The 25397-nt window shown below is 36.0% G+C and carries 15 protein-coding genes; 4 read left to right on the top strand and 11 right to left on the bottom strand.

Going from position 1 to position 25397, the window contains the following annotated elements:
- The first annotated feature begins 35 nt into the window (after positions 1-35).
- Both VXS03_RS08530 and VXS03_RS08525 read left to right on the top strand, forming a co-directional pair.
- Positions 36-1316 carry a dicarboxylate/amino acid:cation symporter gene (locus tag VXS03_RS08530; protein WP_327763217.1) on the top strand — a complete coding sequence of 427 codons (1281 nt, stop codon included), beginning with the start codon at positions 36-38 and terminating at the stop codon, positions 1314-1316.
- 245 nt (positions 1317-1561) lie between these two features.
- Positions 1562-2413 (top strand): hypothetical protein, encoded by an 852-nt coding sequence (locus tag VXS03_RS08525; protein WP_327763216.1) that lies wholly within the window; start codon positions 1562-1564, stop codon positions 2411-2413.
- Positions 2414-2533: 120 nt separating this feature from the next.
- Here the strand turns inward: VXS03_RS08525 and malG are convergent, their stop codons facing one another.
- The 3 genes from malG to malE (VXS03_RS08510) all read right to left on the bottom strand — a co-directional run bounded on the left by malG (position 2534) and on the right by malE (VXS03_RS08510) (position 6317).
- The gene (gene malG / locus VXS03_RS08520; protein WP_327763215.1) at positions 2534-3424 is read right to left on the bottom strand and encodes a maltose ABC transporter permease MalG; all 891 of its coding nucleotides are present in this window, start codon (positions 3422-3424) and stop codon (positions 2534-2536) included.
- A gap of 10 nt (positions 3425-3434) precedes the next feature.
- On the bottom strand, positions 3435-4994 hold the full coding sequence (gene malF / locus VXS03_RS08515) for a maltose ABC transporter permease MalF (protein ID WP_442957436.1): 1560 nt from the start codon (positions 4992-4994) through the stop codon (positions 3435-3437).
- 141 nt (positions 4995-5135) lie between these two features.
- Positions 5136-6317: a maltose/maltodextrin ABC transporter substrate-binding protein MalE gene (gene malE / locus VXS03_RS08510; protein WP_327763213.1), complete on the bottom strand. Its 1182-nt coding sequence runs from the start codon at positions 6315-6317 to the stop codon at positions 5136-5138.
- A gap of 413 nt (positions 6318-6730) precedes the next feature.
- Between malE (VXS03_RS08510) and malK the strand changes: the two genes are divergently transcribed.
- Positions 6731-7840: a maltose/maltodextrin ABC transporter ATP-binding protein MalK gene (gene malK / locus VXS03_RS08505; RefSeq protein WP_327763212.1), complete on the top strand. Its 1110-nt coding sequence runs from the start codon at positions 6731-6733 to the stop codon at positions 7838-7840.
- A gap of 72 nt (positions 7841-7912) precedes the next feature.
- Here malK and VXS03_RS08500 read toward each other — a convergent pair whose 3' ends face one another.
- The 4 genes from VXS03_RS08500 to VXS03_RS08485 form a co-directional block, all read right to left on the bottom strand.
- Entirely contained in the window at positions 7913-10720 is a 2808-nt protein-coding gene (locus VXS03_RS08500) for an amylo-alpha-1,6-glucosidase (protein ID WP_327763211.1), read from the bottom strand.
- A gap of 75 nt (positions 10721-10795) precedes the next feature.
- On the bottom strand, positions 10796-11980 hold the full coding sequence (malE, locus tag VXS03_RS08495; protein WP_327763210.1) for a maltose/maltodextrin ABC transporter substrate-binding protein MalE: 1185 nt from the start codon (positions 11978-11980) through the stop codon (positions 10796-10798).
- 71 nt (positions 11981-12051) lie between these two features.
- Entirely contained in the window at positions 12052-12954 is a 903-nt protein-coding gene (locus VXS03_RS08490) for a MalM family protein (protein ID WP_327763209.1), read from the bottom strand.
- Positions 12955-13019: 65 nt separating this feature from the next.
- Entirely contained in the window at positions 13020-14438 is a 1419-nt protein-coding gene (locus VXS03_RS08485; protein WP_327763207.1) for a carbohydrate porin, read from the bottom strand.
- A gap of 250 nt (positions 14439-14688) precedes the next feature.
- On the opposite strand from VXS03_RS08485, the gene glgX reads away from it, so the two are divergent.
- Entirely contained in the window at positions 14689-16641 is a 1953-nt protein-coding gene (glgX, locus tag VXS03_RS08480; RefSeq protein ID WP_327763205.1) for a glycogen debranching protein GlgX, read from the top strand.
- A gap of 78 nt (positions 16642-16719) precedes the next feature.
- On the opposite strand, the gene VXS03_RS08475 is transcribed toward glgX, so the two are convergent.
- From VXS03_RS08475 to VXS03_RS08460, 4 genes are all read right to left on the bottom strand, one after another.
- Positions 16720-18354 (bottom strand): glycoside hydrolase family 13 protein, encoded by a 1635-nt coding sequence (locus VXS03_RS08475; protein ID WP_327763422.1) that lies wholly within the window; start codon positions 18352-18354, stop codon positions 16720-16722.
- 33 nt (positions 18355-18387) lie between these two features.
- Entirely contained in the window at positions 18388-20370 is a 1983-nt protein-coding gene (glgB, locus tag VXS03_RS08470) for a 1,4-alpha-glucan branching protein GlgB (RefSeq protein ID WP_327763203.1), read from the bottom strand.
- Positions 20371-20383: 13 nt separating this feature from the next.
- Positions 20384-22567 (bottom strand): 4-alpha-glucanotransferase, encoded by a 2184-nt coding sequence (malQ, locus tag VXS03_RS08465; protein WP_327763202.1) that lies wholly within the window; start codon positions 22565-22567, stop codon positions 20384-20386.
- A 153-nt stretch (positions 22568-22720) separates the two neighbouring features.
- Complete coding sequence (locus VXS03_RS08460) at positions 22721-25180, bottom strand: glycogen/starch/alpha-glucan phosphorylase (protein ID WP_327763201.1); 2460 nt, start codon at positions 25178-25180, stop codon at positions 22721-22723.
- Positions 25181-25397 lie beyond the last annotated feature (217 nt).

Below are 25397 nucleotides of genomic sequence, written 5' to 3'. Positions count from 1 at the left end.
CCATAAAATATCCATAGATTTATAAAAAGGACAATATGAAAAGTATAAACACATTAACTAAATATATTTTAATATTTATGTTATTAGGAATTGGTGTTGGATTTATTATTAATCAATCAGTTGAACCAAAAATACAGCAATCCTGGTCTGACAACATCACGTTACTAACCGACGTTTTTTTAAATTTAATAAAAATGGTTATCGCACCACTAATATTTTGCACATTAACATCAGGAATAATGAAATTAAAAGATATATCAGCCATTCGTAATATTGGTGGCAGAGCAATTTCTTGGTTTATTATTGCATCGGTATTATCAATCTTCATTGGCTTGATCATGGTTATATTAATTAAACCAGGTTCAGGCATGAATTTAATTTCAACTAATGTACAATCACTGAATATTGATACCAATAGTTTATCATTTAGAGCATTCATTTCTCATATGATTCCAACCAGTATTGTTGGTGCTATGGCGAATAATCAGATATTACAAATTGTCATTTTTTCTTTATTTTTTGGCGTCGCGGGAGCATCCATTCCTCAACAACAAAATGAACAATTAGTATCATTATTAGAAGCTATTTCTAATACCATGCTAAAAGTGACCAATATTGTAATGCTGTTTGCCCCTTTTGCTATTTTTGCTTCTATTTCAGCCATTATTGCCACTCAAGGTTTAAATGTTCTTTTAAATTACACTCAATTTATTTTTGGATTTTACACAACTATTTTGATTACTAGTCTGATTTTAATTGGTCTTGGCTATATCTTTATCAAACAACAAGTAATCACCTTAGTTTCAATGCTAAAGAATCCCATTTTAATTGCATTCTCTACCACAAGTTCTGAAGCAGCCTATCCAAAAACATTGGAGCAATTAATTAAGTTTGGTTGTTCTAAGAATTTAGCCTCTTTTGTACTACCATTGGGATACTCTTTTAATCTCGTTGGTTCAATGTGTTATTGTTCTTTCTCAGCCATGTTTATTGCACAGGCATATAACATTTCGCTATCTAATTCAGAGATATTCACTTTAATGCTCACTCTCATGCTGGCATCAAAAGGCATTGCTGGTGTTCCACGTTCTGCCCTTGTTGTGTTAGCGGCAACGCTACCAAACTTCCATATTCCCGCATCAGGGATCTTATTACTAATGGGCATCGATCATATTCTAGATATGGGTCGTTCAGCCATCAATGTATTAGGTAACGGTATTACAACGGCAGTAATTTCTCATAATATCGAAGGATTACCAAATCAAGATCGTGATTTAGACGATCCTTTACTTGAAGCTGCAAAAGTTAATAGTTAGCCAATGTAGACTATTCCTAATAAGGGTTGTTTAGCAGCCCTTTTTTCGATTATTTACCTTAACCCCCACTCCAGTCATGCATCATCTTTATAAATTACACTAAACGTATACATCCCTCTATTTCATGATTGAGATAACGATGTTATTTCTTTTCAATTACCGCTCACCCACGTATATTTAGTCCACTTTTTTACTCTGCTGTTACTCAGCCGATATCAATACCTCAAAGCATAAAGGAGTATGCAATGCATCAAACAATAACGTCATTACTTATCATTGATCCTCAATACGACTTTTATGATGTTCCATTACATGAGCAACTCACTTTAGGTGCTCAATCAACGTCGATCTCTCCTTCTCTTCCTGTTCCTCATTCGTGGGAAGATGCTCAACGGCTTGCTACATTCATTGATAGTAAACAAAATAATTTTAACAATATCGTTGTAACCCTTGATAGCCACCATAAATACGATATTGCTCACGCAGTTTATTGGCAAAATAAGCATGGACAACATCCTGCTCCATTTACATTGATTAGCCATCAGAATATTGTCGATGGTTTATGGCTACCGACCAATTTAGAACTACTTGATCACGTACTAGAATATACTCAATCCCTTGAGCAAACAGGCAAATACAGCCTGATTATTTGGCCAACACACTGTGTTATTGATTCAGTAGGACATACCATTGTTGCCCCAATTAAGACAGCAATTAATGCTTGGGAAAAACAAACTGCACTTTTTCATCACACCATATCTAAAGGTGAAAACCCACATACAGAACACTACGGTGGTTGCGAAGCCGAGTACCCACTACGCGGTGATATAAAAACTCAGTTTGATCCCCAATTAACAACATTAGTCGTACAAAGTGATCGCGTCTTTATTTCAGGACAAGCCCTATCTCACTGCGTCGCCAGTACCGTTGAACAAATGGTCGATAAATTACCATTTGCTGACATTAAAAAATTAACTCTTCTTATTGATACCACCAGCCCTGTAACAGGCTTTGAACAACAAGCACAAAACTTTGTTGAAAGGATGATGGCTTTAGGCGTTAACATTGCTAACACAACGGATCTTATGCCAGGCTAAAAAACAAATATTATTTTATAGTTAAATAAAAAATCCGAGAAAATAAATATTCTCGGATTTTAAGATTTAAATAACGTAATCATAATACTATTATTTAAGCATCGTGTAATAACGCTATATTTAACCTTTTACACCACCAGAAGTTAATCCACCAACAAGGAACTTCTGCGCAAGTAAAAAGACAATCGTAATCGGTAATGCAGAAAGTACAGCAGCCGCTGCAAAGTCACCCCATAAGTAGTTTTGGGGATACAAGTATTGCTGCATACCAACGGCCAAAGTGTAATTATTGACATCTGATAATAATGTAGATGCAACAGGCACTTCTGTTACAACACCAATGAACGAAAGAATAAAGACAACAGCTAAGATTGGTACTGATAGTGGTAATAATACTAATCTAAATGCTTGCCATGGTGTCGCACCATCTAACGCTGCAGCTTCTTCCAATGAACGATCAATTGTCTCAAAGTAACCTTTAATGGTCCAAACATGCAAAGCAATACCGCCTAAATAAGCAAATATCAGTCCACCATGCGTATTTAAACCTAAGAATGGAATATATTGTCCTAAACGATCAAACAGTGCATACAATGCCACCAAGGCTAATACTGCAGGGAACATTTGAAATACCATCATCCCTTTCAAAATATTCTCTTTGCCTTTAAAACGTAATCGAGCAAAAGCATAAGCACTAGTTGTCGACATAGCGACAATTAATACTGATGTTATTGTTGCGACCTTAATCGTATTCCACAGCCATAGTAAAACAGGAAATGGAGGTGGGGTTACTGAACCATCAGCATTTTCTACGGTAAAACCTAACGCTAATTTCCAGTGATCTAATGTTGGATTACTTGGTATTAATTCTCCACCAGAAAAATTACCTTCTCGAAATGATATTGCAATAATCATCAATAATGGAAAAATGGTAATTGCTAAGAAAAGCCATAACACTGCATGTGTTGCCCATAACCGATATTTTAATGATTTAGGCTGAACTATCGCCATGACCGACTCCTTAGTCTTGTGATAACTTAGTAAATTTTAAATTAAGTAATGCCATACCAGCAACCATGACAAAAATAATTGTCGCAATTGCACCAGCTAAGCCAAAGTCTTGACCACCACCTCCTTCAAAAGCAATACGATAAGTATAACTTACTAATAAATCTGTATAACCCGCAGGCTCTGAAGTATTAATCATATTTGGACCACCACCTGTTAATAACTGAATCATGACAAAGTTATTAAAGTTAAAAGCAAAAGAGGCAATTAACAGTGGTGTTAAAGGTTTAATCATTGATGGTACGGTGATCTTCATGAAGTTCTGAATAGGCCCAGCACCATCAATAGCTGAAGCTTCATATAAATCATCAGGGATTGACTTTAATAACCCCATACATAAAATCATCATATAAGGGAAGCCTAACCACGTATTAACGATAACGACCATCATGCGAGATAATACAGGATCAGAAAACCATGCGGGTTTAATTCCAAAAATAGAACTTAACAGCATATTTATCTCACCAAAGCTTTGATTAAATAACCCCTTAAAAATCAAAATTGAAATAAACGAAGGTACAGCATAAGGTAATATCAATAATATTCGGTAAAAACCACTGCCTTTTAATGGTTCCCATTGTACGATACAAGCTAAAACCATTCCTAAAATAAGTGTTAAAGCAACCGCTAGAAATGCAAATACAACCGTCCAAATAAAAATCCCAATAAAAGGTTCTTTAATACCATCATCTTGAATAACACGTTTAAAGTTATCGATACCCACATCAACAACAAATCCTGGAGAAATAGGCTCCCCAACAAAACTCCCCTTACTATCAACAGGTTGATAAAAACCTGTTTCCATATTTGGTTTATAAAACTGATCTGTTTGATTATTTAATAATGTACTATTGTCAGCTTGCTTAGTAAATAATGGATAATCAGACGCGAATTTACGCAACCCACTCATTCTAATATCTTTACCATCCGGTAATTCTAAAATTAAACTTGATATTTGGTTACGATTTTTAACTATCTCTTTTATAGGTAATTTTTTTCCAAAAGCTTGAACGATTACATCTAATTTAATAGCAACAGGATGAGCTTCATCATAATTTTTTATCGGCGTTGTATTACCAAAAGCTTCTGCTATTGGTTTTAATTTTACCGATTTATTATTAAAATCAATTAACCCTGTAGATAATAATTTACCACTATCATTAATGATAATTTGATAGCCATCACCTGCTTTATAAAAATCAAAATTATAGTTTTTCCCTGATTGGAATGTACGTTGTTCTAATATTGATTGTGTTCGTTCCAATGTTAATTGATTAGTTGCACTATAATTAGTAAACGCTAAACTTACGGTATATAACAAAGGGAATATAATAAATACGATCATTCCAGCAATACCTGGGTAGATATAACGCTGGGCATACATTTTACTGCTACCAAAGATATAAACAGCTAATGCAGTAAGCACTACTGTTAACAATGCAAAAGCGACTTCACCTTGAGCATACATTAAAACTGTTGCGTAGCCATTTACTAAGGCAATCAAACTTAAAATAAACCATTTAACTTCTTTTTTATATTTAAATGATTTATTTTTATTATTCGATTCAAATAGCTCGAGCTCTTGAACTGACTCCATATCAATATCCTGCATTCAGATAAAAATATAGGGGAATCACTTCCCCTAATAAAGAAATTACTTAAGCATCTGTTTCGCGCCAGCATCTAACGCATCTTTAACACTTTGGCGACCATCAACAACATTTTGAATCGCATTACCTTCTGCATACCAGAAAGCCGTCATTTGAGGAATATTAGGCATAATATCGCCCTGCTCTGCATTTTGCATCGTGGCAGCTATACGGCTATCTTTACCAATTTTCTCTTGATACGATTTTAGAGCAACCGCACCAAGGGGTTTATCCTGATCAACTTTTGCTAAACCTTCATCAGTTAATAAATAGTTCTCAAGAAATTCAATGGCTAAATCTTTATTTGGAGACGCAGTACTAATACCTGCAGTTAACACGCCAACAAAAGATTTAGATGGATGGCCATTAAACATAGGTAAGATTGTGACACCGTAATTTAGTCCAGTTTTATCAATATTACTCCATGACCATGGACCATTGATTGTCATTGCGACATTACCTTTATTAAATTCAGCTTCTGAAATACTGTAATCCATATCAGGTGAAATTACTTTTTGATCAACTAATGACTTAATAAAGGCCATACTGCGTTGGGCACCCGCATTATTGATGCCGACATCTTTAGCATCATAACCATCTGCCGTTTTCTTGAAAGCATAACCACCATCAGCAGACAAAAGAGGCCATGTAAAATACGGTTCACGTAAGTTCCACATAATTGCTTTTTTGCCATCTTTGGCTAATTTTTTATCAATCGCAGCTATTTCTTCCCATGTTTTAGGTGGATTTGGGACAAGATTTTTATTATAAATTAAAGAAAGAGATTCAACAGAAATTGGATAACCATAATATTTGCCATTAGATTTCACTGCATCCCAGGTAAAATCAGAAAACTGCTGTTTAAATTCAACCGATGGTTTAATTTCTTGTAATAGACCAGATTGAGCATAGCCACCAAAACGATCATGAGCCCACATAACGATATCAGGACCATCACCAGATGCAGCAACTTGAGGAAATTTATCCGCAAGATTGTCAGGGAAAGCAACCGTTACCTTAACACCAGTGTCTTCTTCAAATTTTTTACCAACTTCTGCAAGACCGTTATAACCTTTATCACCATTCACCCAAATGGTCAGTTGCCCTTCTTCAATGGCTGCTGAAACATGAAATGAACTTAGCGCTGCAATGGTGCATAAAGCAACTGTAGTGAGTACCTTAGTCATTATCTAACATCCTTCATTGTTGTTATTGATCTTATAACGTCATGCAAAGGACATAACGTTTTTCTAAGTCTATTTTCTATAGTTAATAACAAAGAGACATCCTCCTATACTCTACGCCCCCACTTATCTCTATCCAAAAATGTGAACTTGACCAACTTTGGACGTGAGCTATATCTCAAAAAAATATCAATATGTGATGACATGCACAGGTTAAAATCGTAAATAAGCCTTTTTTCTTCGTAATAATTAAAACACTTATCTGCATACTCCTCCCCTATCATCCCCCTTTATAAAGGTATAAGGAGGAGGATGTAATGACTATTAACTATCACGTAAACTTAGTCATATTAGAGCTAGCTTTTGTATAAATAACAGAAGATTAGTCGGTTATAACCAATAGAGGAATAGACACAATGACGAGTGTCACTTTACGAAATGTATGTAAAGCATATGGAGATAACTTAATTTCCAAGAACGTTGATCTAGAAATTAAAGATGGCGAGTTTGTTGTCTTTGTTGGTCCTTCAGGCTGTGGTAAGTCAACGTTGCTACGCTGTATTGCTGGATTAGAAGATATTACATCGGGGGATTTATTTATTGGTGATAAACGAATGAATGATGTTCCACCCGCACAACGTGGTGTGGGTATGGTCTTTCAATCATACGCACTTTATCCTCACTTAGATCTCTATGACAACATGTCGTTTGGCTTAAAATTAGCGAAAGCAAATAAAAATGAAATTAAACGTCGAGTATCAAAAGTCGCAGACATCTTACAATTAACCCCCTTACTTGATCGTAAACCTAAAGCACTGTCAGGAGGACAACGTCAACGTGTCGCTATTGGCCGTACATTAGTCTCTCAACCTGCTATCTTCTTACTCGATGAACCACTTTCTAACCTTGATGCCGCTTTACGTGTACAAATGCGCATTGAAATCGCTAAATTACACAAACAACTGGGTTGTACCATGATATATGTTACTCACGATCAAATTGAAGCAATGACAATGGCTGAAAAGATCGTCGTATTAGATGGTGGTTATGTATCACAAGTTGGTAAACCATTAGAGCTTTATCATTATCCTCAAAACCGCTTCGTTGCGAGTTTTATTGGTTCACCAAAAATGAATTTCATGAGCGTAACCGCAATCGAAACAGAAAAAGATCAAGTTAAGGTAAAAATGGATAACGGTAAGTCATTTTGGATCCCTGTTGATGGTACAACAGTTATTCCAAATACACGTATGTCATTAGGTATTCGTCCAGAACACCTTGTTCATTGTGAACACAGTGATATCTGTATTGAAGGCATAGTGCAAGTTGTTGAAAAGCTTGGTTATGAAACACAGGCTTACATTAGTCTAAATGATATTGATGCTGAATTTGTGTGCCGTCATAGTGACACTTTAGACATTAATGCCGGTGATAGTTTTCAGGTAGGTATTCCACCACAACGTTGTCACCTATTCCATGATGATGGTAAAGCATGTCGTCGTTTATACGAAGAAGTAGGCTCTTAAGCTTTCTTCTTTCATAAGTAAATTAAAAACTCACTTCATCTTACAATGTAGTGAGTTTTTTATTCTTGCTATTTATGCGTCGGTATTAATTGATTCTTGTTGTTTAACTTGCCGTTGTAACCAATGTTGAGTTTGTAGTACTTGATGCCTAATGTTCAAATCCGGTTTTGTAAATGAAAGTTGACCAATCCATGCCTGATAGCTTGATTGAATTTTTTCTAATTTATATTCGACACCATCAAAGAATAATTGAACTAAAGATGGATTAAAGATTAATTCCATTTTTTGACTACTTACTGGTAATATTGCTTGATACTTTGATTTATCGTCAGCCGTAAACTGTAATACTAAAGATAGATTATTCTGCTCTAACATTGTTAATACATAACACTGTTCCCCTTTTGAATTACTTTTAAAATCAATCAATAGACGATGACTAACACCAACCTTAATTTCCGCATGAAAATTATGCCATTTACTAGGTAAAGAAGGACAAAGAGTAATAATACCTTCAATCAAATTGGGTTGATAACCTAAATAATCTTGAAAACCATTTCTCGTAAACTCTGAAACAGACCATGCTTGAGCATATGTTCCTGATAACGTTATATTCTGTTTATGATCAAGAAATGCATCAAGATTTTCACTCATTGTACCTCGATGACCATGATATAAAATTTGATCAACTAAGTTTTTTGTCAATGAATAAGCAAAATCATCATAACCATATAATGTTAATGCCGTCACAGTAAAACCCGCATTCCATCCCCAAATCGTTCCATTATGATAGGCGGCATCTTTATGATATTGTTGTTGATTATCATGATAAGGGTGAAACTGCGGATCATATTGTGATAATGAGGTTATTCCCCAAGGAAAAAGTAACTCAGAAACAGTATTCGAAACAACATAAGCACCTATTTCACGATCAATAAAATCTTGCTCATAAGGAATGGTTACAGCCAATAGCTGATTAGGTCTAACTTTCATATCTCGCTGACCATCGGCTTTTATACAATCTGCTAATTGATGAGATTCTAATTCCCAAAATAGCGGTGTGAAATTTTGTTTTACCCTATCAGCTAATTGTTGATAATGACGTTTGCTGTCCATATCACCATTAATATCCGCCAATTTTATCGCCACTTGCAGACTGGTATACCATAACACTTGAATATCATTCGCACGATTTCCACGAGATGACCAAGGATAAAGACCCAATAATTTTGCATCCATCCATGTATCTGGATCTCTATGAGTCATTAAACCTAGATCATCTAAGTAATATTTTTCGACACCAGCAATGTACGTTTGTACCACAGGATAAATTGTTATCGCAAACCCCCGATCACCACTATAACGAAGATAGTCCCATATCCCTCTAATCATCCATGGGGTTCCATCCGTTGTGTTATAAATCATTTCATCAAATGACGTTACACGATTAGGAATACGACCGTAATGGCAATGATCAGAATCGGTCATTTGCCACTGTGAAAAACGGTTGATAATATTTTTTGCTTCGTCCATGAATCCATTAACTAATGAAATACCAGGTAATGCGATAAAGGTGTCACGCCCCCAACAATCTTTAAACCAAGGTAAACCAGCCCATATTCCATGACCGTATTCTGTTGATACAAAAACTCTACCAGATAATTTTGACCACATTAATGCTCGGTTATATTCAATATCTGACGTCCAAAGATAAGTATTTGTGAGTACATCATAAACCGCTTGTTTATGTTGGGTTTTGCCATCGTGGGCAAGCATACGATTAGCAGCAGATATAGCGTCAGCTTCGCTATCAGCAAAAGTAATATACACTGTTATTTGTGATTCTAAGTTTTGAGAGCTAATAATAGGAATAACTTGTCGTCTATCAAATAAAGCTGTTTCAATTAATTCAGAATGCAGAGAATCATCAGACTCTTCAAAAATAAAGGACTTATCCGCACATATAGCAATAAATTTTGGTAGTTTATTTTGAGAATAATCAGATGAAACTTTATAAACGGCCCCATTATTAAACGTTGAAACAACAGATTCAGAAAAATTGATGTTTAATTGAGGTGCAATAGATAATATTGCTGGATATTCTGATTTAATAGATAAAGCAATACATCGTTGTTGCGTTTTAGTCGCAGAAAAAAGCATTACGGTATCATTGCAACTATTTTTATATTCAGTATCGTAGTAATGTGTTACACCGTAAGGAAAAATATCAGCATCAATGGCATTTATTTTATTATTCAATTTTTTATTTATAAATGAAGCAAATCCGCCAACTATCCATCCTTGCTTATGATTATATTTATTTCCAATAAATGAATAACTATGACCTTCATAATATCCATCAATATTATCACCAAAAATAAAAGGACACGTTGTCCTATTATTAATTGCAAGTTCAGAAAATAATGATGTCGAAGCTAATACCCAATGCTGTTTCTTTTTTATTTCGGTACTACAAGCATTAATAGGAAACGATTCAGATAATAAATTACGAGACAAATCACTTCTTATATATTTATTTAGCGACATCTTAACTTCGAGGGAGAATACATTATCACTAACAATGACTTCAAAACAATAGCATGCTAAGCTTTTGATATTAATAGTTATATCATTCCCAATTCCTTTAGCAGATAGTAAATGAATTGGCCTATCTAACTTACACTCTACCTCTTTTATACTATCAGCAGTAAAACTAAATTCCTCTGAACCATTTATATCTGATATTTTAAAACGATATTGTAATGGCAATAACATTAAATATGCTTGATAAGTGCCGTCTGTGACTTTTTTAAACTGCGTGTCATTGCCCCAGCCATTAAATGTTCCTTTTAAATAAAGATTATTATCTAATAAAATACTCATCTTTTTATTTCCTATACAAAAACACTCCAAAAAAGGATCTTTTGAAGTGTTTAATATTATTAATGTTGGCCTATATTATCGAATTTGTTTTGCCGCAGAATCTAAGGCATCTTTAACTGTTTGCTTACCTAATAAAGCATTTTCAATTGCAGCCCCTTCTGCGAACCAATAACCTGTCATTTCAGGTATATTTGGCATAATTTCACCATTTTCCGCATTAATCATCGCAGCTGCAATTCGACTGTCTTTTTCTAATATTTTTTGATATGACTTTAGTGTTACAGCACCCAACGGTTTATCATTATTAATTGTTTCTAAACCACTATCAGTAATGACATAGTTTTCTAAAAACTCAACTGCAAGATCCTTATTTAAGCTTGCTGAATTAATACCTGCACTCAAAACACCAACAAAAGGATTTGACTTACCATCATTTAAAGTTGGTAATACGGCAACACCATAATTTATATTTGATTTATCCAGATTACTCCATGACCAAGGTCCATTAATCGTCATGGCAACATTGCCTTTATTAAACTCAGACTCTGCCACGGCATAATCCATATCCGCACTTATTACTCCTTTTTTTGCTAATTCCACTAAAAAGGATAACCCTGCAATACCCGCTGCATTATTAACACCAATTTGAGTACTATCGAAGCCAGTTGATGTTTTTTTAAAAGCATAACCACCATTGGCTGATATTATAGGCCATGTAAAGTATGCATTTTTCACATCCCACATTATGGCTTTCTTACCTTTTTTAGCCATTTGTTGTTGGATGCTGTAAAGTTCTTCCCAAGTGGTCGGTGGTTCTGGTAACAAATCTTTATTATAAATAAGAGAGGGAGATTCTAATGCAATCGGATATCCGACAAGCTTACCGTCATAAGTAACAGCATCCCAACTAAAATCAACAATTTTATCTTTAAATTCTTGCGATGGTTTAATTTCAATCAAAAGTCCTGATTTTGCATAACCACCAAAACGATCATGTGCCCAAAAGATAATATCAGGACCACCTCCAGTTGCAGCAACTTGAGAGTATTTTGATTCTAATGATTCAGGATATTGAACATTCACTTTAATCCCTGTGTCTTGTTCAAACTGTTTACCAACCTTAGCTAAACCATCATAACCTTTATCACCATTGATCCAGACGGTTAACTCTCCTTCTTGCATTGAAAAGGCGGTTATTGGAAATAAAAACACACTCGCTAATACTGTACAAACTAATAACTTAGTATTTAGTTTCATCATCTACAACCCTTATGGTTATTAAATGCACCATTAAACATCCCTGTAATTCTATTTTTATACGGTGTAATACTTTATTTAACCAATTCAATAAAAACTGATTCAGCCGATGTAGAACCTGCTCGTTTAGCTTCATTTAATAACTGCAGTGCTTTTTTGATGTCCTTATGTTTAATTGCGGTTGTTATTTGTTGATTATAAAACACTTCCGTCTCTGGCAGCATGGTAATATTTGAAGCAACAATAGCTGAAGCTACAACAGGGGCTGGTGTTATTACTTTAGGCCTAACAGATAAATCTGCACTTTTTGCTGTTACTTGAGGAGCTAAAACAGGAGAAGATGCCCGATAACTTTTTAATTGTGTTGGCTTAAAGGCTAAATGTAATTGCCCCGTTAATGTATATTTAATTTCAGGATCAGTAACGATAGGACGCGGTAAGCCTAATTCTTCAGCACGCACACGTTCAGGATGGGGAATAGTGATTGTATCACCACGATATTTTTCAGATGAGTAAACAATCATATAAGGTGTTTTTGTTGCGGTCATCATGATCGTTTGTTGGTAAGCTGCACGTTGTAATAAATTAGAAGATGTTAAAGAAAAACCCTTTAAATCAATTGTTTTTACTGGCTCAAAATCTTTATTTAACAAAATCACTGTAGGAGCAAAAACTTGATCGTTACGAATAATACTGTCTAATTTCACCCGCATTTGTTCTACATGTGAAGGTAAAGAAAACGCAGCAAAATAACTTTTACCATCAGGAAATTGACCAATCTGTGATTGGGTATTAATTGCAACCGATATCTCTGTGCCTTGTAATGGTATCCATGAAAATTGGGAATAAGATGAACAGCAAGCGGCTTGATTAATCATTAATGGCACATTATTTGTCGATACTGTATTAGTATTACTACATCCCACGATACTCAATAACGCCATGATTAAAGCTATACGATTTTTCGAAATTTTCATATTATTATCTCCTCATTATAATTACAAAAGGCAGCTATTAAGCTGCCTTTAATAAAGATATCGCCTTAGAACCAAATTTCAGCTTGAATACCAAATACAAATTGATCTTTCTCATTTGCGTCAGTAATACCAATAGCACCAGCGGCAGCCTCATCAGAAGTACTAACCCATGTTACATAAGGTTTAATTTGTGGGCGCCCAAAGTAATCAGCATTAACAGTAAAGACAGGAGCAAGCTCTAAGCTATAGAAATTAGTGGCATTATCTTCGCGCCCCCAATTATTGCCATTTACTTTTTCAATTGCATACGACCCTGTCATTTCCACACGGAAGTTATTATTAACTTTATAAGTAGGACGGAATGCGGCAATAAAGCGAGTAACTTTATCTTTGCCATCAGCCGTTGCTCCCCAGTTCATATCTTGTGGTGCCCAGTACGTTAATTCAGATCCCATTTGCCAACGATTATTAATATTTAATACACCGTATGATGTCGCAAACCAGGATTTAGAATCTTTTAGCCAATCACCACTCCACTGACCAAAGTTTACACCACGGTTAGACGCCATACCGTGACCGTAAGCTAATGCTGTTTGTGTCCAACCATCCAAGCCGTAATAATCTCGGTTATACGTTACAGCAAAACCATAACCATCTTTAGCTTGATCTCCTGTTAGTTTTTCATCTGCGCGTTTCATGATTTTAGCGTCAAAATCAAAACTACCACCTAATGCTTTTACATTGTAATAATACAAATCTAATGAATGTACCGTCGTACGATCACCATCGGCTGGACGCGCAGGTTGAAAATCTGGGCTTTCCCAATTAATTCCATAACCCGCTTCAGGATCTGCAGAGACTAAGGCAATACCCATTTTATTTTCATTAGCGAGCGTCGTCTCAAAACCAGCTCCCATACCTGATGATTGTTTCCAAAATTCACCGGTTAAAATGCCAGCAGCACGATTAAAGTAACGACGACCAGCCCAAATTTCAGTACCATCCCCCAAATAAGGTAAATTAGCTAAAGCAACATATGCCTCTTTAACTTCAAATTGCGCAACTGTATTGGTTTTTTCTGCACCAGGAGAGCTATAGTAGTAAGAATCACCATTGCCATACTCTGCACGAACAACAAAATCACTCTTTACTCCATTTGAAAATGACGTTTTCTTCTTAACAACAAATTCAACTTGGTTAGCACTCTTACCTGACGTGCCTGCCGTTCGATAATCAGGCTTACCTAATTCAGAGTCAAATGATTGAAAATCAGAATTAGAGCGGTAGTTCATCGAACCATAACCATTCACTTCCCAACCGTCGGTTAGCATCTCTACTGTCGATTGCGATTCTACAGATTGAGTATCTGCAGCAATAATATCTGCTTCAACATTATTCGAACTCTGTGTTTCTGCTGCAAAAACCGCCGTCGATGTAAGTGCGGTTAACAATGCTGCTGCGATTGGCATCAATGTGAATTTCATTCATGTGTCCCTTATGTTTGTAATAATAAGCGGGTGCTGTAGGGCAACCTTTAAACCTAGTATTCCCTAAAACCATGAATGTCAGCATCATCCTCTTTTAATTATTTATAAGGATGATATTTAGGGCGTAGAAATATCTCACTTAAATTAGTTGGTGATATTCGTCACATTAATGAGGATGATAAGAAATATAATATTTAGTAGTAAAATAAAAGTAACAATATAGATAATGAAAATTAGAGATAATTAAATGAAAATAAAGCAAGGCTCGCCATTTCCTTTAGGGTCAACATTATATAATGATGGCTGTAACTTCTCTATTCATAGTCCAGACAATATCATTTCATTAATTATATTTACAAATAATAATGACTACTATGAATATAGTTTGAATACTGATGACGAAATTATATATTATATTTTTATTCCAAATATAATATCTGGCACTCAATATGGCTATAAAATTACCGATAATAATGGTAATAGCCGTCTCTTACTCGATCCTTATACCCATAAATTAAGTAAGCCTTTAGAGTATTATTATCCTTTAGACGCAGAACAAAGCTGGACACTATCCAAATCGGTCGTTGTTGATCATGCTTTTGATTGGGAAGAAGACCGCTTTCCCAACCACCCTATTGAAAAAACAATACTATTTGAGTTACACGTCAAAGGATTCACTCAGCAACACCCAACGATTACCCCATCTTATCAAGGTAACTATTTAGGCTTGTGCCAACCTGATCTTATTGATTTTTTTAAACAACAATCGATTACTAGTATTCAATTATTACCTATCGTTGCATTTGTTACTGAGCCACACTTAATTGATAATAAATTAGCCAATTATTGGGGATATAACAGTGTTTGCTTTATGGCACCTCATCCAAATTATGCAAAAAATGATGCCGTAACAGAGCTTAAATTGATGGTAAAAGAATTGCATCGGCATGATATTGAGGTGATTTTAGATGTGGTTTTTAACCATACAGCAGAAGGTGATAATAATGGCCCTTGTTTCCATCTAAAAGCCCTTGACCATCATTATTATCTTCGTAATGAACACAATCAATATATCAATTATACAGGTTGCGGTAATACCCTAGATTTAACCCACCAAGCAAGTCTAACACTGGTGTTAGATAGCTTACGTCATTGGGTAAAAGAATATCACATCGACGGTTTCCGGTTTGATCTTGCCACCACACTTGGCCGTGATCATGAGAATTTCTCTGCACATAATGCGTTCTTTATGGCTGTTGCTCAAGACCCTATTTTACAAAAAATAAAACTTATCGCTGAACCTTGGGATATTGGGCCTAATGGATATCAACTAGGAAACTATCCAGATAAATGGCATGAGTGTAATGATAAATTCCGTGACATAACAAAAAGCTATTGGTTACAACAACCTAATTTAGCTAAAAATTTTGCAACCCGTCTAATGGGCTCAAGAGATTTATTCAGTGCTAGCCGCTGGCCTCAAAAACTGCCGGTCAATTTCATTACCTACCATGACGGCTTCACGCTTCAAGATATCGTTTCTTATAACAACAAACACAATGAAGCGAATGGTGAAAATAATCGTGATGGACACAGTGATAACCGTTCGAATAATCATGGTGTTGAAGGTGATACCGATAATCCCGCTATTTTATTATTACGAGATCAACAAAAACGTAATTTAATGGTTTCTTTATTATTTAGCTTTGGTATTCCACATCTACTTGCTGTTGATAGTTTATCTCATAGTCAACAAGGTAATAATAATGCATATTGCCAAGATACAACGATTAGTTGGGCAAATTGGAATTTATCTAAAATAGATAACGCTTTCCAAAAATGGCTTGCTGATATGATCTCTATTCGCCAACAAATCATGCCGGATGTTATTCGTGCATTCAGTAATGAAAATAGAACAAAAAATAGTATTACTTGGTCAAACGCTAGTGGTATCCAAATTACACCACAACAATGGCTCGATATTGATCATTTTTCTTTATATATTAATCTATTTAATAATCATGGCGAATTGCTCTATTTAGTTAATGGAACAAATAGGCCCCTAACCTTTAATTTACCCGTCGGCAGCAAGTGGAATATTGTGTGTGATACCAGCACCAAAAACATAATTATCGATGATATTAATGTTTCTTATCTTCAACCCGCGCATTCCATATCTATCTTGTATCGTTCAAATTAAATAAATCAAAAAATAAAAATGCCGACGAAATTAACGTCGGCATGATTATAACCAGTTATTGATTAACTAAATAATTAACTAAACAATTAACGCAGCAAATGATTCATAAGGTTGTAGTAACAGTTTATTAGTAAACTGAACATGTGGTTCATAATTATTAATTAACGTTTCTAAGCACCGATGCGATAAAGTGTCAGGTAATATAATCTCTACTTTCTGATCACTAAAGTTATTCATAACTACTATTTGCTGATGGTCATCTTCTCGTATGTAAGCAAAAACCTGCCCATGCTGCTCTAATAGCGGTACAAACCGACCACTCACAATCAACGGAAAGGCACGTCGTAACTCAATAAGTCGTTGATAATGATAAAAAACAGACTCTGTATCATGCAGTGCCGCTTCCACATTTATTTCTAGATAATTCGGGTTGACCTTTATCCAAGGCTTCGAAGTTGAAAAACCCGCATAATCTGAACGATTCCAATGCATTGGCGTACGAGCATTATCACGGCTATTTTCATGTACAGCGGCTAGCATCGTTTCTTCAGACACACCATTTTCAGTGCGCTCATGATAAAAATTCAATGTTTCAATGTCACAATAATCATCAATAGAATCAAACGCAACATTGGTCATGCCAATTTCTTCACCTTGATAAATATAAGGCGTGCCTTTCATCATATGCAATGTTGTCGCTAGCATTTTTGCTGATTTAACCCGATATTGCCCTTCATCACCATATTTAGACACAATACGAGGCAAGTCATGATTATTCCAAAACAGAGAATTCCAACCTTCATTATCTAATTCAACTTGCCATTTAGTTAACACTTGTTTTAATGCTGGCAAATTAAAATCAATCGGTTGCCACTTATCACCATTTTTCCACGTTAATGTAATGTGCTCAAACTGAAAGACCATGGATAACTCGTCGCGCTGTGCGCCACTGAATAATTTAGCAATGTCAGGCGTTGCTCCCCATGTTTCACCCACCGTTAACAAGTCTTTACTACCAAATGTCGCTTTATTCATTTTTTTCAATAACGGGTGCAGGTTTGGACCATTGCCTGTAATACCCTTATCTACTTCTTTACCAATCAGATCAATAACATCTAATCTAAACCCGCCAATGCCTTTATCTATCCACCAATTCATCATATCAAATACAGCATGATGAACCGCGGGGTTCTCCCAATTTAGATCTGGCTGACGTTTGGAGAATAAGTGATAGTAGTATTCGCCTGATTGTTCATCATATTGCCATGCACTCCCCCCAAAGAGTGATCCTTGCTCATCTGGGGGTGTACCGTCTACATTAGGCTTTCGCCATACGTAATAATCTCGATATGGATTATCTTTTGATGATTGAGCAGCAACAAACCATGGATGTTCATCTGAGGTATGGTTAACCACCAAATCCATAATGATTCGAATCCCTCGATACTTGGCTTCATCTAACAATTGCTGCATATCAGCCATAGTGCCAAATTCAGGCGCAATATTCTGATAATCAGAAATATCATAGCCGTTATCATCCATTGGTGAGCGATAAACAGGTGATAGCCAAATAACATTAATCCCTAAGTTTTGTAAATAATCTAACTTAGAAATGATGCCCTGAAGATCACCGATACCATCATTATTTGAATCACAAAAACTACGGGGATATATTTGATAAACAACGGCATCATGCCACCAATTTGTTAATATACTCATGATTGTCACTTCCTATCACTGTATCCGTTATGCGGGATTAGGTATGAATCGATAAAATACGGTTGCTAATGGCGGTATAACCATAGCGATTGAATAAGGGAGGCCATGACTGCCCTTTGCTTCAGTTTTAATTGTTGTGATCAGTGAATAATCACTGCCACAATATAGAGAATCATCAGTATTTAATATCAGTTCATATATTCCCTCTAATGGCACACCAATTCGATATTGTTCTCTTGGAACTGGTGTAAAATTAGACGCAACTAATACCTTATTCTCAACAATATCAAACCGTTCATGCACTAATAAACTGTCATCGCCTGCATCACTAATTCGCCATTCAAAACTAGCAGGATCACAATCTAATTGGTATAGCGCAGGGTAAGCACAATACATATGATTTAAATCTTTAACTAACTGCTTCATTCCTTGATGACGTGCAAATTGCAGTAAAAACCATTGCAATTGATCATCATGATTCCATTCCGCCGTCTGCCCAATTTCTGTTCCCATGAAGTTTAATTTTTTGCCAGGCTGACCGTACATATAACCTAAATATGCCCGTAAATTTGCCGTTTGTTGCCACTCATCACCTGGCATTTTATTCATTAACGAGCCTTTACCATAAACCACTTCATCGTGTGATAGTGATAAAATATAGTTCTCACTGAAAGCATAAAGTAACGGCATCGTAATAGTATTATGATGATAACGACGATAAATAGACTCTTCTTTTATATAAGCCAAACTGTCATGCATCCAGCCCATATTCCATTTAAAGCCAAAACCTAAGCCGCCTAAACTTGTTGGTTTAGAAACACCAGGAAAAGCGGTAGATTCTTCAGCTATCATCATCGCATTCGGGTAATGGGAATAAACTTCTTCGTTGATCCAGCGTAATAAACTGATCGCATCATAATTATAATTACCGCCATCAGCATTTGGGATCCATTCACCGTCATTACGGGAATAATCTAAATACAACATCGATGCCACAGCATCAACGCGTAAGCCATCAATATGAAAATGCTCAAACCAAAATAATGCATTTGATACTAAAAATTGGCGTACATGATCACGCCCATAATCATAAATATAGCTTTTCCAATCTTGATGCCAACCTCGACGAGGATCGGGATCATTATAAAGTGCTGTACCATCAAAATTAGCAAGACCATGCTCATCAGCAGGGAAATGGGCAGGAACCCAATCCAACACAACACCCAGCCCAGCTTGATGGCATTGATCAATGAAATATTTAAAATCATCAGGCGAACCAAATCGGCTTGTTGGTGCAAATAAACCAATTGGTTGATAACCCCATGAACCATGAAATGGATGCTCTGAAACAGGCATTAACTCTAAATGGGTATACCCCATTTCAGTTAAATATGGGATCAATGTTTGAGCTAATTCACGATAGGTATAAAAATCGCCATTATCATGACGTCGCCAAGAGCCGACATGCAATTCATAAAAAGATAATGGTTGCTGATGTTTAGCCGTCACAGGTCGCGTTTGCCACATTTCATCTTGCCATTGGTAACAAGATTGTTGATAAGTTAATGAGCAAAACGACGGATACTGCTCTGCATAATATCCCCAAGGATCAGTCTTATCCGGTAATTGATTACCATACTGATCGCTTAATTGGTATTTATAGCGTTCACCAGCCTGTAGATTAGGAATGAATATTCCCCATAAACCACTATCAATATTAGGTTGCTGCAACCGAGTTAATTGACACTCTTTAGCATGCCAGCCATTAAAATCACCAATAACCGCAACACTGGATGCATGCGGGGCATACACTAAAAAACGAACACCAGCAACAAGCGCACCATTAATCGTAACTTCACGAAATTGGGCTCCCATTTCGTTACACATAGCAGCAGGATCACGTAATAATTCAGCGCAAGGTAATAATGTTACTATTTGATTTAAATCACAGTAAGCAGCCCTTTCGAGCTGCTGTAAATTATCACTGTGAAAAGTCACAGACAAATTCATATAATCCTTTACCTTAATCTGCTTTATAACTCGCTTTTTCACGAGCTTGATTTAAACGCTGAGTTAAACGTTTGATCGTCTCTCGAGTAAAAATATCGTCTAGATTTGTTGATAACTTACGACGCCAGTTTGGATATTCATTAACCGTACCTGGAATATTAACGGGCTTATCCATTTCTAACCAATCTTCTAATTGCAAACTTAATAATGCACTAGAACTTTCCGCCAAATGCACTTGCATAGCTTCACTTAATACACGATCCATCGGTACGTAGGCGGCATCAAGGCCAACACCTTCTGGTAAATTACCATGCCAATTAAGACTATTTAGAATATGCTGCTTACTCTCTGCACGAGAATTAAATAGCTGAGTTAATTGTTCACTATTAGGATAAAGCCCTAGTTCTTTGCCCATTTTAAGATCATCACAATGCCAAAAACCACGCAGCGTTGGCATATCATGGGTACACAATGCTGCCATTGATTGTGGTGAATAATGTGCTGGTGAATAAAAACCACCGTCTTCTGCTGTTTCAAAAAAGAATACTTTATAAGAATGAATACCTGCGGTAGCCAATTTTTCTATAATTTCATCCGGTACTGTACCCAAATCTTCACCGATAACAGTACATTGATGACGATGACTTTCTAATGCAAGAATTGCCATCATGTCATCAACAGGGTAATACATATAAGCGCCCTGTTTGGCAGTTTCACCTTTAGGGATCCACCATAATCGTAATAGACCTAAAACGTGATCAATACGCAGTGCTCCACAATTACGCATATTGGCACGTAATAAATGAATAAAAGGCAAATAAGCCGTTTGTTTTAACACTTCAGGATTTAATGGTGGCAAACCCCAATTTTGACCTAGCGGACCTAAAATATCAGGTGGCGCACCAATACTTACATCTTGACATAGCGCACCATGATCCGCCCACGTCTCAGCACCAGAATCACACACACCAACGGCTAAATCTCGGTACAAACCAAGAGTCATTCCTTTTTCATTTGCTAATTCGTGTACTTCTGCAAGCTGTATATCAGCTAACCATTGCAGATACATATATAATTCAACTTGCTCATATTCTTGAGCAATAAAATCTTGTACTGCTTGGTTGCCAAAGTGACGATATTGCTCAGGGAAAACAGGCCAGCCCCATACATCATCATTCTCTTGCTTTAAATGAGCATGCAACGCATCAAACGTCGCTTGATGTAATAAGCTCTCACCACCGTCAGAAACAAACTGTAAAAATTGCTTTGCTCTTTCCGTTTTTTTATCCAAATGACGAGTAACAAATGTCTGATATAACAGCGGCAATACAGCCATTTTTAATGATGACACTTCGCTGTAATTAACCCAACAAGTATCACGAACTGCACTTAATCGTTGTTGAAATTCCGCACTGCCCACTAACTGCTGAGCTTTATCATTTTGAGCAAATTCAGCCACTGAGCTAACATCAATATAAAGCAGATTTAACCAACGACGAGATGATGGACTATATGGACTTGCACCCTCTGGATTAGCAGGAAAAAGAGAATGTATTGGATTTAAACCAACAAAATCCCCGCCAGCATTAGCTACATCAATAACCAATTGTTTTAGGTCACCAAAATCGCCAATACCCCAGTTATGACTAGTGCGAATAGAATATAGTTGAACGCTAGTTCCCCATATTTTTTTATCATCTAATAACGGTTGTTGTTTATAGCAAGCTGTCGGTGCAACAATGAGAGTCATTAAATACGGTGATTTACGACGCTTACGTGTTAATTCAAATTGGTGATATCCACAGGCTAATTCAGGCAAAGAAAATACTAATGGCCCTCCTTCTGATCGCATATCACTCACTAATTGCGACTGTAACCAACCTTCAAAAACTTCACCACTTTCTGCGATTAAACGCCAACTAAAATCGCTCACTCTTGCGCTCGCACCTAATTGCAGCTCAATGTGGACAGGCTCACCACTACGAACAACTTTTACATCAGCTAAGACTTCAACACGATTATGTTTAGTACTTGACTCTAATAGCATTTCATCATTACGTACGTCATATCCTAACGCTGCTAATAAATGACGTAACGTTTCGTCTGCAACTGGGGTTTCTTCTCCCCAAGCACTAATATAACTATCAGCAATTCCCGCAGCTTTTGCCACTTGTTTTAATACTTGGCTATCTTTCATTGTTTTCTCCATAAGCGGCAATTATTTCCACTACGATGCTATTTATCACGATCAAATTATTAAAAATTTAATCCGTTAAAAAATAAATATTATAAAATAATAAAAAAAATAATTAGCATTGATGCCATGTCTGGCATCAATGCAGAATTAATATTACTTAGGCAGTGCAGTTAGTTTCCAAATATTGTTTACATAATCACGAATACTTCTATCAGAACTAAACTTACCTACTAATGCAGTATTTAAAATAGTCTTTTTAACCCACTGAGTTTGATTACGGTATTCCGCATCAATACGATTATGTGCGTTCACATAGTCAGCAAAATCAGCCAGAACTAAATAGGGATCGCCGCCCTCTAATAGGTTATGACGAATATTAGAAAACGCAGCACAATCCGTAACATCAAATTCATTATTATCTAATAAATTAATGGATGCTTTTAATAAACTATCTTGCTCATAATAAGCATGGGAGTTGTAACCCTCAGCTTTTAGTTTTTCAACATCATCAACTAATAAACCAAAGATAAAGATATTGTCATCGCCGACTTCTTCACGGATTTCAACGTTAGCACCATCCATCGTACCAATCGTTAATGCACCATTAAGTGCTAACTTCATATTACCCGTACCAGAGGCTTCTTTACCAGCAGTTGATATTTGTTCTGATACATCTGCCGCAGGAATAATAATTTCAGCTAAGCTAACGCGATAATCAGGCACAAAAACCACTTTCAGCTTACCCTCTAAGCGAGGATCATTATTTACTTTATCGGCTACTTTATTAATGGCATAAATAATATCTTTCGCTAAGGCATAACCCGGTGCTGCTTTAGCTGCAAAAATAAATACTCGAGGATGCATATCAAATGTTGGATCATTTAATAAACGATGGTATAGCGATAATATATGTAATAAATTTAAATGCTGACGTTTATATTCATGTAGCCGTTTAATCTGCACATCAAAAATAGCATTCGTATCTAATTCAATATCCAGATTTTCAGCAACCCAATCAGCAAAACGTTGTTTATTTTGTTTTTTTATCTCAGCAAAACGCTGCTGAAATTTAGTATCATTGGCAAACTGAGAAATTGCTTCTAATTGTTCCAAATGTGCAGGCCACTCAGTACCAATTTTTTCACTAATTAAAGCTGATAATTGTGGATTACAATATTTAAGCCAACGACGAGGCGTAATTCCATTGGTCACATTTTGTAAGCGACCTGGAAATAATTCATCAAACTCTGGGAATAAGTCTCGTTTAACTAATTCTGAGTGCAGCGCTGCCACACCATTAACAGCATAAGTACTTGCCACACAAAGATTCGCCATACGAACCATCCGTGACTTACCTTCCGCAATAATAGAAAGTTTGCGTTTTATCTCATTATTTCCCGGCCATTTAGCTTCAACTTGCGCCATTAAACGATGATTAATTTCAAAAATAATCTCTAAATGGCGAGGTAATAACTCACCAATTAAAGTTTCACTCCATGTTTCTAATGCTTCAGGCAACAATGTGTGGTTAGTATATGCAAAGGTTTTTGAAACAATTTCCCATGCATCATTCCAACTTAGTTTATATTCATCTAATAACACTCGCATCAACTCTGGAATAGCAATCGTTGGATGGGTATCGTTAAGCTGTATCGCTTCAAATTTTGATAATGTATTAATTTCATGACCATTTTTTAGATGGCGACGAATAATATCTGCAATAGAACAAGCACAATGGAAATATTGTTGTGTTAAACGTAACACTTTACCTTGATCATGATTATCATTTGGATACAGTATCTTAGTTACATTACCAGCCGCAATTTGTGTCTGCTGTGCGCCAACATAATCCCCATCATTAAACTTAGCTAAATTAAAAGGTACAGGTGCTCGACATTCCCATAAACGTAACGGAAATACCGACTGGTTTTGATAACCAATAATAGGTAAATCCCACGCAATACCTTGTAATGTGACCGCAGGATTCCAACGACGATGCTGCTGTCCTTTTTCATCAGTATAAGTACTAACATCACCATATAGGCCAACTAATTGATTTAATTCAGGTCGTTGAACTTCCCACGGATAGCCTTCAGCTTCACGCCATGAATCAGGTAATTCAAGTTGATGGCCATCAATAAACGACTGTTGGAATAAGCCATATTGGTAATGTAATCCGTAACCAACAGAAGGAAATTCTTGTGCTGCTAATGAATCCATAAAACAAGCGGCTAAACGACCTAAGCCACCATTACCTAATGCAGGATCTCGCTCTTGTTCCAATAAATCAGTTAATTGCAGACCAAGTTCTGCAACGGCATCATTAATATTTTCATATAAACCAAGACTAATTAAATTATTGCCAGTTAAACGACCAATTAAAAATTCTAATGAAAAGTAGTTAACACTGCGTGTTTTAGCATTAGCAACCCGTTTTTCTGTTTCAAGTAAATTACCAGTGCTTATTTCAGCCAGTGCTTTACCTACCGCTAAATACCAATGTTTATCACTAGCAGTTTCAATATTTTGAGCATAGGAAGTAACTAAATATTTTTTAACTGAAGCCTTAAATGAGGCTTTATCAAATTGTTGTGCTTGACCACGCTTTGTCATTGTTCTGTCTCACTGTAAGATTTAATTGATTGGTGCCTATGCTGCACTGATTCAAGTAATCAAACATCATCCTACTAAAAGGATTATGGGGAGGAGAATAAAGGGCGTAGGAATAACTTTGGTAGTCTGTGAATAAAAATCAGGCAGTTAATCGAACTATTATGTGAGTAATCTCAAATTTATGGGGATGAGAACACCTAGAATGATGAGATATCTT

The sequence above is a fragment of the Photobacterium sp. S4TG1 genome (assembly GCF_036040035.1).
Lineage (GTDB): Bacteria > Pseudomonadota > Gammaproteobacteria > Enterobacterales > Vibrionaceae > Photobacterium.
This window is presented reverse-complemented; position numbering and strand designations above follow the sequence as displayed.